This is a genomic window from Marinospirillum perlucidum, from assembly GCF_003336805.1.
Taxonomy (GTDB): domain Bacteria; phylum Pseudomonadota; class Gammaproteobacteria; order Pseudomonadales; family Halomonadaceae; genus Marinospirillum; species Marinospirillum perlucidum.
The window spans coordinates 22337-39508 of sequence record NZ_QFWJ01000004.1 but is presented as its reverse complement, the minus strand read 5'-3'; the positions used below and the strand labels follow the sequence as shown (position 1 = coordinate 39508).

Below are 17172 nucleotides of genomic sequence, written 5' to 3'. Positions count from 1 at the left end.
GCCCTCCTCAGGCCTCGGCAAAGAAGTTATTCCAGATACGACTGACCTCATCCCGGTAGCTCTGCCAGGGCGCTGCCGGCAGGCTGGTTCCCGCTTTTTCCAGGGCGGCGTGATGAGCAGCCTTGCGGTAGGCCAGATAGGCCTGTTGCAGGCTCCCGGCTTCAGCTTCGGGCAAAACGCCTGTCGAGGCCAGTGCATCCAGCAGGCGCATGTTATCCGTCACTTCCAGCAACTCGGGGTGCTGGTGACTAAAGGCGAGCACGCAATACTGGACGATAAATTCGATATCGACGATACCACCGGCATCCTGTTTGATATGAAAGACCTCGTCCCCGCCGGTCTTTTTACTACCCAGATTTTCGCGCATCTTCTCGCGCATGCTGACGACATCTTTACGCAGCTGGGGCAGGTCACGTTGCTGGGTCAGTATCTCTGCCCTCAGTTGGTTAAAACGCTCGACCAGCGCCGGATCACCACAGATGGCACGGGCACGCACCAGGGCCTGATGCTCCCACGTCCAGGCGTTTTCCTGCTGATAGTCGGCAAAGCCCTTGAGATTGCTGACCAAAAGACCCGAGTTACCCGAAGGCCGCAGGCGCATGTCCACCTCGTACAACTGGCCCGAAGGGGTAACCGTTGCCAGGAAGTGGATAATCCGCTGGCCCAGGCGGCTGTAGAAGGTCACCGAGTCCAACTCCTTGCAACCATCGGTGGCGGCTGTGGAGTGACCATCATGGATAAACACCAGATCCAGGTCGGAACCATAACCCAGTTCGATCCCACCCAATTTGCCGTAGCCGACAATAATAAAACCGGGATCGGCGGGTTCACCGTTGGTTAGCTGTGGCCGCCCGTAACGGCGGGTGAGGTCATTCCAGGCATAGTGCATCACGGCTTCCAGGATGACTTCGGCAATAAAGGTCAAGTAGTCACTGACTTTCATCAGATGACGGTCGGCGACAATATCGGAAGCCGCAACCCGCAGCACATTGGCATGACGGAAATAGCGCAGGGCTTCCATCAGGGCCTCCATATCCTCTTCGGGAATGCGGCTGAGATGCTGACGCAGCTCATCCTGCAACCGCTGCTTGTCGGCCGGCGAGTAGAGGGTATCCGGGCTCAGGAGTTCATCAAGCAGAATCGGCATCCGCGCCAGCTGTTCGGCCAGCCAGGGACTGGCTGAACACATCTTGATCAGCTGCTGAAGCGCGCCCGGATTCTCACTCAACAGAACCAGATAGGCGGTACGTCGCAAGACCGCTTCGATCAACCAGAGGCTGCGCTCCAGGGTAACATCGGGATTATCGACTTCAGTGACGCTGGCCAGCAGCAGAGGCATGAGATTATCCAGACGCTCCTTGCCTACCTTTTGCATGCTGGCCACCTGACGGCTGGCCCGAAGTTTCTGCAGAAGGGTAAAACTGGATTCGGCCTGCTGGAAACCCTTGTCGGTCAGCAGGGCCGCGCCCTGGTCTGCATCCAGATCATCCGTCCAGAGGGTCGACAAATCCTCGTCTGTCGCCACCTCGTCTTCCTCTTCAGGATCGGCAATCACGGCATCAAAATGCTGGCGAACCTCGTCGCGCACGGCCTGCAAGGACTCCAGCAATTCAGCCCAGGATGAAAAACCGCAACGCAGGGCTATTCTGGCCTGGTGGATCTCATCATCCGGCAGCACCTGGGTCTGGCGGTCAGCCAGTCCCTGAAGAGCATGCTCCAGATCGCGCAGAAAAGCATAATCCTTGAGCAGCTGGTCAGCCGCTTCTTGAGGCATAAGCCCCAACCCGGCAATGACCGGCAGCACCCGGCGAATGGATCTTTCCTGTAATTCGGTATCCCGGCCACCGCGAATCAACTGGAAAACCTGGGTGATAAATTCCACCTCGCGGATACCGCCTCGACCCAGCTTGATGTTGTTGTCCAGACCGCGACGCTTCACTTCACGGTTGATCATGGCCTTCATCGCGCGCAGGGATTCGATGGCGCTGAAATCCAGGTATTTGCGATACACGAAGGGGCGCAGGTCAGCCAGCAGACGTTCACCTGCTTCCTGGTCCCCTGCAATCACACGCGCCTTGATCATGGCATAGCGTTCCCAGTCCCGCCCCTGATCCTGGTAATACTCCTGCAAGGCGGAAAAGCCCAACGCCAGGGCACCGGCATCACCATAGGGCCGCAAACGCATATCCACCCGGAAGACATAGCCATCCACGGTCATCTGATCCAGGGCCGTAATCAGTTTTTGCCCCAGGCGGATAAAATATTCCTGATTCTCAAAACTGCGCCGCCCGCCCTGGGTGACCCCGGAATGAGCAAAAGCAAAAATCAGATCAATATCGGAAGACAGGTTAAGTTCCTTTGCCCCCAATTTGCCCATCCCCAGAACCACCAAACGCAGAGGTGAGGCTTCTCCGGACTCGGCCTGCTCCGGGGTAACGCCTCTGGCAAAGGGTTTCCCCCAGGCCGGAGCATAGTGTTCCTCTAGCCAACTCAGGGCGGCTTCCACCGTCACATCCGCAAGCTGTGAAACCTCTGCCGCCGTCTGCCAGACTGCCTGGGGGTGACCGGCCTGGTGCACATCCCGCCATAGAAGACGCAGCATCACAGCCCGGCGAAAACGCCTCAGACCACGATGCAGACCAGCTTCATCAGCCACCGCTTGGCCCTGGTCATCAACCAGATAGCTCTGGCACCACTGCTGGTAAGCCTTTTTATCCAGGCTGCCGGACAGCCAACCCTGGTCAAGCAGGTCGGGTAACAGACCCGGTTCCTTGGCCAGCTCTTCGCCAGCATAATCACTGCTGGCCAGGAGCAGGGCAGCTCCCTGCCACTGCTCGGGAGTCAGTTGTCGCCAGCGCTCGGAAACCGGCGGGCGTTGCAGGGTTGAGGCCAGGGAGTCAGCGCTATCCAATGCTGAAAAAACACGTCCGAAAGCCTGGTTTACACCGTCCTGAAGGGCGACAGGCAAGTGACTAAGATCAGGTTTAAGTTCTTGTGACATAAGATTTCTTTGGCAGGGAGAAGGGTTTTTCTGCCAGCATAAACAGCCTCAGCCAAGGGCTCAAGCATTCAAATCAATAAGCAGGTCTTTGATAGCCGCCCGGCACGCCGAAAGGCGATAAAAACCTCTGCCAGACTTGCACCCGGCGGGCTCTGAAAGCTCCTTCGGCTGGACCCGGCAACCACTCCTGGCAGATTTTTGTTTCCGTTCCCAGCAAGCCAGGCATGCGTTTGTCGCCAGGATGCACCCGGAATGCCTGCGTCTAGATTGCAGATTGGACACTGCCAAGCTAGGCATCCATGCTTTTTGCGAGTGTTTTTGAGTCGATGACAGTATTTGCTGTACTTGACTCGGAAAACAGATAAAAATTGCTTTTTTTAGAATGTGATCCTGCCATGACCGAACACTTGACCCACCTGGCTGAAGAACTGGCCTGCGAATATCCACCTGCTCCGGATCTGGTTGAAGAAGCCAATCCGGTTAAAAACCGGATTAATTTTGCCTCTCTGGTGGAAAGCCTGGTGGACCGCCACTGGTTTGTTGCTGAAAACTACCTGCCCAGGGAACTCTGCGAGGGTCTATTGCAGGAAATCCATCACCTGCGCCAGGCCCAGGCTCTCACAGCAGCCGGAATAGGGCGCGGCAAGGATCATCTACTGACTGAAAAGATTCGTGGGGATTTTACCCATTGGCTGGATGGCAGCAGCCTGATCCAGCAAGAATTTCTCGTACTGATGCGTGAACTCAAGGACTATCTCAACCGTGAATTGTTTCTGGGGCTCTTTGAGTATGAATGCCACTATGCTTTCTACCCGCCTGGGGCTTTTTACCAGAAACACCTGGATGCTTTTCGGGGCCGCTCCAACCGGGTGGTAACCACAGTGCTTTACCTGAACGCCGATTGGCAACCCGAGGATGCCGGACAGATGCGGATTTATCACCCGCAAACCGGCGAACGCCTACTCGATGTTGCGCCGAGAATGGGGACACTAATCTGCTTTTTATCCGAAGAAATTCCCCATGAGGTGCTAACCACCAATAAGAATCGAGCAAGTATTGCCGGCTGGTTCCGGATCAACACCTCCGTCAATGGGCTGGTCGATCCGGCACTTTAGCGCCGTGAAACATTCATGCAGGAAACAGCCTGGAACCAAAAACTACATCCATGGTATAGACTAACTACGGACAAGCCCAAGACTTTGGGTTAAGATTCCCGATCCAGATCCAGTTAATTTCAGGAGCAGACTTCCATGCCTTCGCAGCAGGATAAAAACAGCACTGCCGCTCTGATCGCAGCCCTTCTATTTTTCTTGGCCGTCGCTGTGGGTGCCTTTATGTTTTTCAATACCTATGATGTCAATCCGGCCATCATGCGTGAAGGCCACCGTTATGAAGACTATTGCCGCCAGGTTCACCTCTACAAGGAAACCAACGGACGCGAAGGCTGGAGGGATTATCGCGGTATCTACTTCAAGGAATGCCTGGAGTAAGCTGAAATTCAGCCAGCTTCTGGATGCAGCTGGCTGACATGCAGTTGCAGGCGTGTTTGCCCCCGAAAATGATTGGCTTCCAGCTTATAAGCCAAGCGAACCCGCTGCCCTTGACTCACCGGAAGCTCTGCGCCTGTTTCCGGTAGTGCCCGAAACCAGATTGCCGGAAAAACCGGTTCTCCCGGCCCTCGCGTCACCTGCATCAACAGATGCGTCTGGTCAGCTCCGATCAGGCGCAACTCATCAATAACAAAAGAACCTTCAAACAAAGGCGGCTCGAATTCCCGCCCAAAAGGCTCCAGTCCCGAGAGTAGCTGCTGGGTCTCCAGATTCATCAACTCTGGCGGCAACTCACCATCGGTATACAGACTCGGCTCCAATCTGCGATTGCCCAGCTGCAACAGGATGGCCTGTTCAAAGGCCTGCTGGAATTCAGCCAGTCGCTGCCCCCAGAGTGTCAGGCCCGCTGCTCCCCGGTGACCGCCAAAACGTACCAGCAAGCCTGGGTGTAAATCATCCACCCGCTGCAGGGCTTCGCGTAAATGAATACCGGGCACACTACGTGCCGAAGCCGATAAGTGACCGCTTTCGCGTCCCGGAGTCAGGACTACGCTGGGGCGTCCGAATTTTTCGACCAGGCGTGAAGCGACTATGCCTTGCACCCCCGAATGCCCTTCCGGCACCCAGGCCACCAGACTCTGCATGCCTTGATCCACCTGCTCCTGCACCCGCTGCAAGGCTTCGCGGGTCATTTCCGCCTCTACAAAGCGCCGGTCCTGGTTGTCTTCATCCAGCAATTCCAGCTGCTGGCGTGCTGCTGCCGGAGTGGCGGCAAGGAGGTAATGCAGGGCGGCATAGGGATCAGCCATACGCGAACGGGCATTAATCCTCGGCCCCAACTGAAAACCCAGGGTGGATGCAGTGAAAGACTTGAAACGCTCCCCCTGCAACTCACGAAATGCTTGCCAGCAGGGAGCTGTAGAAGCATTCATCAATTGCAGACCGGCAGTGACAAAAGCCCGGTTGGCGGCACTTCCACCCAGGGAAACACAATCCGCCACCGTACCCAGAGCCACGAAAGGTAGCAACGAAGACAGCTTGGGGCTGGAAGCTTCCAGCTGCCCTGCCGCAACCAGTTGACGCCGCAGTTCGGACATCAGCAACCAGACCACACCACAACCGGCCAGGGTCGGGTCGGGGTAATCGCAATCCTCACGGGTGGGATTGACCACGGCCAGGGCCGAAGGCGGTGGCCCCTCTTTGGGCAGGGCATGATGATCGGTCACCAGCACATCAATACCGGCAGCCTTGAGTCGAGCGATTCGCGGCTCATCCGAGGAACCACAATCAGCAGTGATAATGACATCCGGCAGGGGCTGCTGATCGAGAATCCGGTTGACCAGGCCATCACTGACGCCGTAACCATCCTTCATGCGATGACCGATCAGGCTGGATACCTGCGCCGGTGCAACACCAAAAAACTCCGTTATAGCCTGATAGATGACAACATGCGAGGTAATACCATCCACATCATAGTCGGTGAGGATGCCGATTCTTTGCTGTTGTTGAATAGCGGTCAGCAGGCGCTGGGCCGCCAGCCCGGCATCTTTTAGCAGATCCGGGGGCGGCAGGTGTTTCAGGTGGGGATGAACCAGACTGGTCAGGCTACCCTGGGTCTGGTCAAGACGCCCGGCCAGAATTCTGGCCAACAAGGGATGCAGGCCTTCAGCAATCGCCTGCTGATAGAGGCCCTGATCCAGAGGACGAGGAACAAATACCGTCACCCGCCGCTACCCATCCAGCTTGGCTATAAGTTGATTGAGCAGCGCGACAATCTCTTCGGAGTGCACTTCCACTTCTTCGTAATCCTGCTCGGCTTCTTGCAAACGCCCGGCATGCTTGGCTTCAATAATCTGGCGTATCAGCTGATGCATGCGTTTATGCGGTTCTTTCAGGGCCTGCATTTCCGGATAATCACCAAAGTGCTTCAAGCCATCGGTGTCATACCAGCGTCCCAGGTCACACTGGTGATGATCAACAGCCTGATCCGGGGAAAGACTGCTCTGACCATCCAGGAAGCTACGCAGGCGAACCTTCCAGGCGCGGTGGGCACTCTTGGCCATAGAAAGCTCGACCTTGGGATCAATGTTGACCTTGAAGGTGCGCATTTCCTTCATCAGCGCAGAAATTTCGCTGCCAATATCACTGGTTGCGGCAACGATATTGCCGGTGTGATCAACGGTTTCCCTGGCGCCATCGCTAATCGTGATGATATGGCGATTGATGTCTTCGGAAACCGCCGTCTGCTCTTCTGCAGCCGAAGCAATCTGGGTGCTCATCTGACTGATGCGATCCATGGCCTGGGTGATTTCTTCCAGGGCACGACGTGCAACCTGGGTTTGTTCCACCGTTTCCTCGGCCTGGCGATGACTCTGTTCGATTACCTTGACGGAATTTTCCACGCCTTCCTGAAGGCGGGCAATCATGCTGTGGATTTCCGTAGTCGCTTCCTGGGAACGCTGCGCCAGCTGACGCACTTCATCGGCCACCACGGCAAAACCGCGACCATGCTCGCCCGCGCGGGCGGCTTCGATAGCAGCATTCAATGCCAACAGGTTGGTCTGCTCGGAAATACCGCTAATCACATCCAGAATACTACCAATCTGCTCACTGTATTCATCCAGCTTGCGAATCACCTGAGCAGCCTCATCAACATCAGCCGCCAGACGCGAAATTCCCTGGCTGCTGTTTTCAACCACTTGGCTGCCCTGTTCGGAACTACGATCGGCCTGCTCGGTCGCGGTCGCTGTTTCTGCAGCGTGACCGGCAATTTCGGCAGCTGTAGCCGACATTTCGTTCATCGCTGCCGAGACTTCTTCAGTGCTGGCTTGTTGACGCTTGATAATCACTGAAGCTTCATCAGTAACCCGAAAGGTGTATTCAGCCCGCGAGCCCAACTGGCCAACACGCTGTAAAACACTCAGTACAGTTGCTTCAACTTTTTCTACAAAAAGGTTAAAGGAAACGGCCACATCCGAGAGTTCATTGCTACCTTCAACGGGAATACGGCGGCGTAGATCCTGATCGCCTTCGGCAATATTCTTGAGTGCCCGATTGAGCCGCTTGATGGGTTGAATAATACTTTGCGCCAAGAACCAGGAAACCAGCAGCCCGGCCAGGAGGATGACTGCAGCAACAATCAGTGTGGAGTAGATGGTCGACTGGAAGGCGGCAACACCCTGGGAGCGGTCCGAATAGATGGTCATGACCCCGATGATGTCACCACTAAAATTTTTCAGGGGAGCAGCCAGAGCGGCAAATTGTTTGCCCTCATATTCTTCCCGCTTGATTTGGGTTTCCCCGGCCATGACAGCCTGTAGCTGGCTTTCACTAAAGAGTTTTACTCCCTGCCAGGTCGACACCAGTTGCTTAAAACCCTCGCCTTCCGGCAGATATATGGCTAAATCTGCAGCTTGGCTGGCTTTGAAGGCGTCAGCATAGGTTTGGTGCAAGGACAGGCCGAATTCAAAACTACCGGTATGCTCACCGCGCCAGAACATGGGCACCACACCGCGTATTCCGATACCGGCACGCCCCACTTCTATCCCGGAAACAGGTTCACGCGTTTCGTTAACGGCCACCACGGTATGGCGAAAAGAAGAAAGGTCATCGCCATGGCGGCCCACGCGATGAAGTCGCAAAAAAGAAGTGGCTGGCGGCAAGTGAAACTGCATCTGCTCGATCCCGACTTCTTCGCTCAGGGTGCTGAATACAGGAACCAGCTCTTCACGCAGGGCATTGCGATCCTGCTGGGCAAAACTCAGTTGGATGCTGGGTTGCTGGGCCAATGCCAGTGCCAGATTAACGGCTTGATCCTCCTGGGACTGGATTTCATCCAGTGCGGCCTGATGCAGGCGCTGTAATGCTCTCTGTTCGGTTTGCTGCATCAGCTGATCCAGCTGATTCAGAAACAGGGGCAAAAGTACGCCTATCCCCAAGGCCAGTACCAGTACAAACCCCAATTGAATTCTTTTGCTAATATTCATCCTGCTGAGCATCCGGGCCCTCTCCATCTAGCTAGATCACATCGAATCAACCTACGAATCTAAGCTATTTTACATGAAGTAGCAAAAGTTAATACAAGTACAAGACTCACCTCCCTGTGAGCCGGGCTTGATGCCATCAGTAGTTCCAGCTGACACTCAACTGAGCACTACGGGGGGCACCATAATAGGCCTGATCCCAGTAGACACTGTTGATGTATTTCTCATCGGTAATATTGTTCAGATTCAGACTCATCTTGAGTGAATCTGTCCACTGGTAGACTGCCATCAAATCGGCCAGGGCGTAGGCTTCCTGCTCGGCAACACTGCTGGAAACCTCACTCTGCCAGCGTACCACTGTTCCCAGTCGCAATTCAGGCAGGGCCGGCAGTTGATAATTGGCCGCCAAGGTCAACTGATTACGCGGAATCTGCTTACGCGTGGCTTCCCCTTCGGCATCTTCAATCACCAGATGAGTAAAGCCAGCCTGGGTTTGCAGACCGGGGATGAATTCACCCACCCAGTCGATTTCCACGCCCTGACTGGTCATGCCGTCAACTCCACGGTAGTAGTCATCCACGCCTGAGGTTCCACCAGGCCGGGTTCCCACTTTTTCGGCAACATTGTCCTGGGTGGTGGCAAAGATAGCCACCGAAGCCTGGGCCTGCCCCTCCGCAAGAAGGGTCTTGATCCCAGCTTCGTAGGTACGACCCTCAACCGGATCAAGCAAATCTCCATCCAGGTCTTCCTTGGTTTGCGGATTGAAAATCTGGGTATAGCTGCTGTAGAGAGAAAGCTCCGGGGTCATCTGGTAAACCACGCCAGCATAGGGAACAGGCACAAGATCATAGTCCGAGTCTTTGCTGTCGCCATAGGTACTACCTTCAACATCCAACTGGGTCAGGCGTAGACCACCCAGTACGGAGAACTCATCACTCAACATCAAACGAGTCGATGCAAAGAGACTGCTTTGGGTCGAGGTCCATTCACTGCCATCAACACTGGAGTCAAAGCTGGGTTCGGGATAGCTACCATCAAAGGCTTCTTCAGCGCCCAAGTTGGTGCCAATGCCCTGGCCGTAGTTGGATTCATCCCAAACCTCGGCCTGATACCACTGGGCACCCAGGGCAAAATCCTGCGGGTAGCCATTCAGCAGAAAACTGCCATTCAGCTGAATATCACCGATCAGGGTTTCCGTGGTCATATCATAACGGCTGGGATAAGCCTTGAGGCCCAGACCGGTACTGGCATCCGGCTTGCCATAGACATAAAAGAGCTTACTTTCAGAATCCGTTTCGTTGCGGGTCAAACGCGCGGTCAGCGTCCAGCCGTTATCCAGCAGGTTTTGCAGTTCTGCATAGCTACTGCGCGTGGTGTTATCCCAATAAGCCCAATCCGCCGAGGTGCTGGTTGAGACATCATAGTCAGTGGAGGTGCCGTCGGTGTACTGCATAGGCAGGGCTCCCCACATGGGGCTGTCGGTTGCATCCACCTGTTCACTGTGACCCAGGGTCAACAAGAGGCTGTCAGTGATATCCGCTTCGATCACGCCCTGTCCCAGCAAGCGCTGTTTGGCATAGCGATCCAGATAGGATTCCTTGTCTTCAACTGCCAGAGACAAACGCCCCCGCAGACTGCCCGATTCCGTCAGAGCACCGGATACATCCCCCTCGGTACGCAGTTGTTGCCAGGAACCGCCCAGGATTCTGGCTTGCGCCTGGAATTCACGGGTTGGGCGTTTACGTACCAGGTTGACAGTTGCCGAAGGGTTGCCACTACCACTCATCAGACCATTGGCCCCTCGCAGGACCTCAACCCGTTCATAAAAGAAGGTATCCAGGTCCCCCATGATATTACCGTAGGCCGAGGGTACACCCGTGCCATCCACCTGAAAGTTGGTGATATCAAAGCCCCGAGCCGTATAGTAGGTTCGATCCGTTTCCACCCTCTCCACGGTCACTCCTGAAGTCAGACTGAGCAGCTGATTCAAATCATTAAGATTAAAATCTTCCATCTGCTGACGGGTCACCACCGTTTGTGCCTGAGGAGTCTCCAGGGAATCCAGAGCCAACCCCGTACCACTGGCCGCCCGGGGAGCCAGGTAGGTATCTTCCTGAAGCTCGCTGCCACGAATTTCCAGGGTTTCCAGAGTTCCTTCCTGATCGGCAGCCAAAGCCGCTTGCGCACTGATCGCCGTGACTACCGCCACAAACAGCTGCTTACGTTGCAATCGCATGAATAGCCTCTCTTGTATAATTAATATTGCTTGGTTAATGATAATCGTTAACTTTAATGAGCAAAGGCAGGCCCTGATCCGATAAATAAAAAGGCCTTCCTAATCCCTGATAAAACCACCGCTTTGCCGGGCCCAGAGCTGGGCAAAACGCCCTTTTCTAGCCAGCAAATCGGCCGGTGCTCCCTGTTCAACCAGCTGTCCCCCTTCCAGGACCAGGAGACGATCCATGGCAGTGAGGGTGGACAGCCGGTGGGCGATGGCAATCACTGTTTTTCCCGCCATCAACTGCTGCAAATTCTCCTGAATAGCAGCCTCCACTTCCGAATCCAGGGCTGAAGTGGCTTCATCCAGAATCAAAATCGGGGCATCCTTTAACAACACCCGCGCCAATGCCAGACGCTGACGCTGGCCACCGGAGAGCTTGACGCCCTTTTCCCCGATATGAGCGAAATAGCCTTCGCGTCCCTCGGGATCCCGTAATCCCTCGATAAACTCGTCAGCGTGAGCCTGACGAGTGGCTCTTAATAGCTCCTCTTCGGTGGCGTCCGGTCGCCCATAAAGCAGGTTGTCGCGAACATTGCGATTGAGTAGCCCGGCATCCTGGCTGACCATCCCGATATGAGCCCTCAGACTCTCCTGGGCGAGATCACCCAGCGACTGGCCATCGACTCGGATTTGCCCGGCGTCCAGATCATAAAAACGCAACAAGAGGCTGATCAGCGTGGTTTTACCCGCTCCGGAAGACCCCACCAGGCCCACTTTTTCACCCGGCTTCACGGTCAGGGAAAGCCCCTGGAATAATTCCGGCTGGCCGGGGTAGGCAAAGTGGATGTCATCAAATTCAATTTTGCCCTGGTGAAATTCCAGTTTCTTCGCTTGCGGCTGGTCTTGTACCTCGGTAGGACGTGCGAGGGTGGCGATGCCATCCTCGACATTACCCAGATTGCGAAACAGACCGGCAATTTCCCACATGATGAACTGCGACAGGCTCTTCAAACGCAGTGTCAAAGCCACAGCAATCGTAATGGCGCCAGCCGTCACCTGGTTATTGGCCCACAGATAAATGGACAGACTGGCTGTCACCAGGATCAAGACAATATTCAGCATCCACAGCGACAGATTCAGCCGGGTCACGCGCCGCATCAGTGGATAGACCGCCTGTAAGAACTCTTCCATGCTGAGTCGACTGTGCTCGGCTTCCCGGCTGGAATGGGAAAACAGCTTGACCGTCAGAAAATGGCTGTAGCTGTCCACCAGCTGGCCCATCATGCTGGCCTGAGCGGCAGCCTGGTTTGCCGCCTCTCGTCGCAAGGGCGGGATCTGACTGCGTAGCAGCAGGCCATAGCAGCCCGCCCAGAACAGCAGAGGCAGGCTCAGCATCCAGTCGGAAGCTAGTATCAACCCCAGCATGCCACCTAGATAAACCAGTACATAAAGCAGCACATCCAGCAGCTTCATCACCGCTTCACGCAGGGATTCCGAGGTCTGCATCACCCGATTGCCCAAACGCCCGGCCACCTCGTCCTGGTAAAAGGAGAAACTCTGCTGCAAGAGGTACAAATGAGCGCGCCAGCGAATGGCCATGCTGTAATTTACAAACAGCGACTGGTGAAAGAGCAGCGAGTGACCAATCACCGCCAGGGGCAAGACCACCCCCACTAAAAGCCCCATCGTCCAGAAAACCCCGGCCTTTTCAGCGAGTAAATCTGACGGTGCATAGTGACCGACCCAGTCCACCAGATCGCCAAGAAAATTGAACAGGGCCACCTCGATACCGGCAACCACAAAGGTCAGCAAGCCCAGACACAGGAGTGCTTTTTCAAACCCCCGGGTATAGTGGCGGAAAAACGCCAGCAGGGTTTTGGGTGGCTGTTCAACTGTCACCTCTGGCAGAGGATTGGTCAGTTTTTCAAAAAAACGAAACATGGGTACAACCACTCACGTCAGACGGCGGCGGGTCAGCAGCCAGATAAAATAGCTCCCGCCCAGAACCGAGGCGATCAAACCGGCAGGCAACTGCTGAGGATAGAGCAGCACCCGCCCCAGCCAATCGGAGAAAATTAAAATGGCGGCACCGGCCAAAGCGCCCACCAGCAATTGTTGATGCAGTTGCCGGGCACCCAAAAGGCTGGCCAGATGCGGGGCTAACAACCCCACAAAGGCCACCGGCCCCATCAAGGCCGTGACCAAGGCAGTGCTCAGAGCCACCAGCAATAACAGGGAAACCCGGGCCAGATTGATATTCAGCCCTCGTGCCAGAGCAAAGGCATCACCAATAGTGATGAGTACCAGTGAACGCCGCCCCACCCAGGTCAAAAGGCCTATGACCAGGCCGCCTGCCAGCATCCAAAGGGCATCCTGGCCCTGAATCCGATAGGTGGAGCCCGACAACCAACCCAATAGCTGGCGAACCTCATCACCGCCCCGGGCCAGAGTGAACTGAATAACGGCATCCAGAACGGCGGCCAGCGCAATCCCCATCAAAGCCAGAATGCCGGGGGCATACTGGTGGCGGCGTCCCAGCAACAACAGCAAAAACATCACCAGCAGGCAGCCAATAAAGGCCACCTGAGGACCGTAATCGCGTAGGGAACCGCCCAGAAAAATCACACTAACCACCAGAGCCAGTGTCGCCCCGGCCGACAGCCCCATAATATCCGGGCTGGCCAGGGGGTTACGGATCAGCCGCTGCAGCAGCACCCCGGCCACAGCCAGAATACCGCCTGCAGCCAGTGCAGCGACGAGACGCGGCCAACGCAAGGACAAGACCAGGTCTTGTGGCCAGGCAAATACCCAACCCTGCTCGGAAGGCGCCAACATCAGGGAAATCACAACACACACCAGCAGCACCCCCAACAGGAGCAGAAGCCGGTAAAGGGGCAACTGCAGTTCTCGGCCTGGCAGGGTGTAGTGCCCGCCGCTGCTCATCTGCATCCGCTTGCGTACCAGCCAGATTAGTGCCGGTGCCCCGATCAAGGCAGTTGCAGCCCCGCTGGGTACGAGATTGGGCAACTGCTGGGAAAAGAAAATCGCCAGGGCATCGGTGATCAACAGTAACCAAGCACCCAAAAGCACGCTGAACAAGAGCTCTTCGCCGGCGCGTCGGCAACCCAGCAAACGCACCAGATTCGGGGTCAAGAGGCCGATAAAGCCAATCAAGCCCACAGCCATGACTGAAGAAGCCGTCAACCAGAGAGCAGCCAGGAAAATCAGGGCGAAAACCGGCAGCAGGTTCAACCCCCGGGCCTGAGCGGCCGTTTGTCCCAGACGCATCAGAGCCAAAGGACGCAGGGCCAGCAGCAGGATCAGCGGCAGAATCAGCAAGCGAGTTGCCAACGCCTGCACCTGGCTCCAATCGCTTTGCGCCAGATTGCCCGCCCCCCAGATAAAAAGATTGCGGGCGTATTGATCATTGAGAAGAATCAATGCCGTGGCCAGAGCCCCCAGCAGCAGATTAACCGCCATCCCGGCCAGGACCACCGGCAAACCGGATAGACCTTCACGACCGGCAATCAACCCCACCAAGAGGCTGGAGGCCAGGGCACCGGCAAAAGCCCCCCAGGTTCCGTAGGCCGCGGCCGCCGCAGGCCAGACCAGGGTCATCACCAGCAAGCCCAGCCAGGCACCGGAAGAGGCTCCCAGGGTCATGGGTGAAACCAGAGGGTTTTGCAACAGCTGTTGTAACAGACTACCCGCCAAGCCCAGGGCAGCACCAACCAGTAGAGCGATTACGGCTCTGGGCAGGCTGGAATAAAAAAACTGGAAGTCAGCAAAACTGCTCAGCTCACGAGTCATCAGCAGCTGCCATTGTTCAGTCACTGCCAGACTGGTCTCCAACTGCAGATGCAAGACCCAGGTCAAAGGCAGAAGCAGCAAGACCCCCAGATAGCGTCGCTTCACCAGTCACGCTCCAGCAGGGTCGTCGCCAGGGCTTCGCCCAGATATTGGATGGACAGAGGCCCGCCATAGGTCCAGACAGGAGGCAGGGACCCGATCCTATCCTGCTGAACAAAAGGAAAACGCTGCCAGAGCGGATGCTGGGCCAGGCGATCTTCCTGGGCAAAGGGCTGGATATACAACAGGATTCCGTCATCGACTGCCACCAGTTCGGTCAGGGTCTTCTGGGTCTGCCCCCAGGTAGTCACCGGCTGTGGCAGGGCGGCTTCCAGACCCAGGGCCTGCATGGCAGCCAGAACCAGGGAATTGCGACCGTAAACCCGTACATGATTGACGTCGGTAAAACGTATCACCGCCACCTCGGGCAAGCCCTCGGGAAAGTGGCCCTGAAGTTGAGTAGCCAGCTCTTGCAGGCGGCGATCCCGTTCAGCCAGTTTTTGCTCGGCCAGGTCTTCGCGATCCAGCAGACGCGCCAGCTCCCTAAAGGTGCCCTCCACGGCCTCGGGGTTGGAGTGATCAGCCCGGTAGTTGTCAAAATAAAGTACCGGCGCGACCTGTTCGAGCTTGTCTTTCAGACCCAGTTGCTGGGTGCCGATAATAATGACATCCGGCTGCAGGCTTGCCAGCCGTTCAATATTGGGCTCATCACGCAGGCCCACATCAGCGATTCCTTGAGGCAGTTGCGGCTGGACGACCCAGGTGCGATAGCCCTCGACATCGGCAATCGCCACAGGCGCTACTCCCAGCTCGACCAGGTTCTCCGTCACCGCCCAATTCAGGGCCACGATTCGCTCGGGACGCTCGGCAAATTCATGCGTCCCCAGGCTATCAGTCACGCTCACTTGCGCCTGAACAGTGACGGGCAGCAGCAGACAAGCAGCCAAAAGATAAACCTTGATCCAGGACCAGGCAGAAGACATAGCTTTAACTCCAGATAATCAACAAAACCCGACTAGGCCACAACGGCAACCGGTTGTTTGTTCAAAGGGTGGGGGCAAAGACGGATATCCAGCTCGTAAAGACCGGACAGATGAGATTCATCGAGAAGCTGATCCGGGCGACCATCAAAAGCCAGCTCTCCCTGTTTGAGAGCCAGAACCCGGTCGGCATAACGGCAAGCCAGATTAATATCATGCAGGATGATCACCAGCCCGCGGCCTGTATCGCGATTCAAACGCGACAGCAGCTGCATCAATTCGTACTGGTGGGAAAGATCCAGTGCCGAGGTGGGTTCATCCAGCAATAACAGCGGTGCCTCCTGCGCCAAAAGCATGGCAATCCAAGCACGTTGGCGTTCTCCCCCGGACAAGAGATCGGTTGATTGATCACGATATTTCAGGACATCCGTGGCCTGCATAGCCTCATCCACCCGGGCAAAATCACTCGCTTGCCAACGTCCCAGAAGGCCTCGCCAGGGATAGCGTCCGAGAAGCACCAGGTCCTTGACGGTCAAGCCGCCAACTTCGGGCAGCTGTTGGGGCAAAAAAGCCAGTTTCTGAGCCAGAGATCGCTGACTGAAGCGGGCGATGGGCTTTTGTTCGAGAAACACTTCCCCCCGATCGGGCTGCAACTGTCGGGCCAGGAGCTTCATCAGGGTGGATTTACCCGAGCCATTGTGACCCAGGATGACCGTTACCTGGTCTTCAGCCACCTCCAGCTGAGGAACCCGGAGAATAGAACGTTCCTGACGGATGACCTCGATATTTTCAAGTCGCAACATAGTGAATCGCTTTCTCTTGCAGCAAACGCTGTTGTTTATCTTGGGGTTGCAAACGCGGACAGGTCAGACAGAGTTCGCCATCATCACGCCGATAATGCTGGCAACAGGTCTTACGCTCCAACAGCAGCTCTTCCCGGCCACGGGTGGTAACGCCCGTAACCAGACGACTGGTCTTTTCCAGCTTGAGAGCCTGCAGCCAGTGTGTGGCCAAGGCCTGCAAAGCGGTGTTATTCATCCCCCAGGCCGACTGAAAATGCAGAAGCAAACCCAGCAGGCGGTCGGCGAGAAGGCCTCTGGCCAGTGCCGGATTCATGCGCACGACCCGGTTCAGCTGCACCAGCCAGGCTTCGGCAAACTGCTCCAACTCGGCAGCCTGGTGTTGAATCAGCTCGCCTGACGACTCTTCCAGAGCACCTGGCGGCAATACGATGCCTGCAACCCAGCCTTCTCCAAATTGCTGGCCCAGCTGATCCAGCTTGAGTTGGCACTGCAGCCCCTGAACAGCCACCAGAGAGACAAGAACCGGCTGCCAGAGGAGCAGATTCCAACAGCGTGCTGACCAATAAAGACGACCGGCTCGGGGGTGTTGCTGCATCTCATGTTCCAGCAGTCTTTGCAGACTCCTGCTGTTATCCTGCTGCAAACTCAAGTGCTCGGGCCGGGGTTCATCCAGAGTTATTTGCAGCCCCGGATAAATGCCAGCCAACTGCTGCACTAACAACGAAGACAAAGCTGCATCACTTTTACCCGGCAAGACAGCACCTCTCTATGCACCCAAACCTTAA

At 56.0% G+C, this 17172-nt stretch carries 11 protein-coding genes; 2 read left to right on the top strand and 9 right to left on the bottom strand.

Annotated elements, in window-relative coordinates:
* Positions 1–7 precede the first annotated feature (7 nt).
* The gene (gene glnE / locus DFK18_RS07300) at positions 8–3001 is read right to left on the bottom strand and encodes a bifunctional [glutamate--ammonia ligase]-adenylyl-L-tyrosine phosphorylase/[glutamate--ammonia-ligase] adenylyltransferase (protein ID WP_114417597.1); all 2994 of its coding nucleotides are present in this window, start codon (positions 2999–3001) and stop codon (positions 8–10) included.
* Between the two features lie 395 nt (positions 3002–3396).
* Between glnE and DFK18_RS07295 the strand changes: the two genes are divergently transcribed.
* Both DFK18_RS07295 and DFK18_RS07290 read left to right on the top strand, forming a co-directional pair.
* Positions 3397–4116 carry a 2OG-Fe(II) oxygenase gene (locus tag DFK18_RS07295; protein ID WP_114417752.1) on the top strand — a complete coding sequence of 240 codons (720 nt, stop codon included), beginning with the start codon at positions 3397–3399 and terminating at the stop codon, positions 4114–4116.
* Positions 4117–4251: 135 nt separating this feature from the next.
* Positions 4252–4491 carry a hypothetical protein gene (locus DFK18_RS07290; RefSeq protein ID WP_114417596.1) on the top strand — a complete coding sequence of 80 codons (240 nt, stop codon included), beginning with the start codon at positions 4252–4254 and terminating at the stop codon, positions 4489–4491.
* An 8-nt stretch (positions 4492–4499) separates the two neighbouring features.
* Here the strand turns inward: DFK18_RS07290 and recJ are convergent, their stop codons facing one another.
* The 8 genes from recJ to DFK18_RS07250 form a co-directional block, all read right to left on the bottom strand.
* The gene (gene recJ / locus DFK18_RS07285) at positions 4500–6275 is read right to left on the bottom strand and encodes a single-stranded-DNA-specific exonuclease RecJ (RefSeq protein WP_245944350.1); all 1776 of its coding nucleotides are present in this window, start codon (positions 6273–6275) and stop codon (positions 4500–4502) included.
* Between the two features lie 6 nt (positions 6276–6281).
* Complete coding sequence (locus DFK18_RS07280; RefSeq protein WP_162299723.1) at positions 6282–8537, bottom strand: methyl-accepting chemotaxis protein; 2256 nt, start codon at positions 8535–8537, stop codon at positions 6282–6284.
* A gap of 136 nt (positions 8538–8673) precedes the next feature.
* Entirely contained in the window at positions 8674–10770 is a 2097-nt protein-coding gene (locus DFK18_RS07275) for a TonB-dependent siderophore receptor (RefSeq protein WP_114417594.1), read from the bottom strand.
* 99 nt (positions 10771–10869) lie between these two features.
* Positions 10870–12696: an ABC transporter ATP-binding protein gene (locus DFK18_RS07270; RefSeq protein ID WP_114417593.1), complete on the bottom strand. Its 1827-nt coding sequence runs from the start codon at positions 12694–12696 to the stop codon at positions 10870–10872.
* Between the two features lie 12 nt (positions 12697–12708).
* Positions 12709–14670, bottom strand: a complete 1962-nt coding sequence (gene fhuB, locus DFK18_RS07265; protein ID WP_114417592.1) for a Fe(3+)-hydroxamate ABC transporter permease FhuB — start codon at positions 14668–14670, stop codon at positions 12709–12711.
* Positions 14667–15587, bottom strand: a complete 921-nt coding sequence (locus DFK18_RS07260) for an iron-siderophore ABC transporter substrate-binding protein (protein ID WP_114417591.1) — start codon at positions 15585–15587, stop codon at positions 14667–14669. Before DFK18_RS07260 ends, fhuB begins: the two co-directional genes overlap by 4 nt.
* 32 nt (positions 15588–15619) lie before the next feature.
* A complete protein-coding gene (locus tag DFK18_RS07255) occupies positions 15620–16387 on the bottom strand; it encodes an ABC transporter ATP-binding protein (RefSeq protein ID WP_114417590.1) in 768 nt (255 codons plus the stop codon).
* Positions 16374–17117 carry a siderophore ferric iron reductase gene (locus DFK18_RS07250; protein ID WP_162299722.1) on the bottom strand — a complete coding sequence of 248 codons (744 nt, stop codon included), beginning with the start codon at positions 17115–17117 and terminating at the stop codon, positions 16374–16376. The genes DFK18_RS07255 and DFK18_RS07250 overlap by 14 nt, the downstream gene beginning before the upstream one ends.
* Positions 17118–17172 lie beyond the last annotated feature (55 nt).

Coding starts and splice junctions, on each gene's coding strand:
- glnE (WP_114417597.1), bottom strand. CDS start 3,001: ATGTCACAAGAACTTAAACCTGATCTTAGTCACTTGCCTGTCGCCCTT.
- DFK18_RS07295 (WP_114417752.1), top strand. CDS start 3,397: ATGACCGAACACTTGACCCACCTGGCTGAAGAACTGGCCTGCGAATAT.
- DFK18_RS07290 (WP_114417596.1), top strand. CDS start 4,252: ATGCCTTCGCAGCAGGATAAAAACAGCACTGCCGCTCTGATCGCAGCC.
- DFK18_RS07280 (WP_162299723.1), bottom strand. CDS start 8,537: ATGAATATTAGCAAAAGAATTCAATTGGGGTTTGTACTGGTACTGGCC.
- DFK18_RS07275 (WP_114417594.1), bottom strand. CDS start 10,770: ATGCGATTGCAACGTAAGCAGCTGTTTGTGGCGGTAGTCACGGCGATC.
- DFK18_RS07270 (WP_114417593.1), bottom strand. CDS start 12,696: ATGTTTCGTTTTTTTGAAAAACTGACCAATCCTCTGCCAGAGGTGACA.
- DFK18_RS07260 (WP_114417591.1), bottom strand. CDS start 15,587: ATGTCTTCTGCCTGGTCCTGGATCAAGGTTTATCTTTTGGCTGCTTGT.
- DFK18_RS07255 (WP_114417590.1), bottom strand. CDS start 16,387: ATGTTGCGACTTGAAAATATCGAGGTCATCCGTCAGGAACGTTCTATT.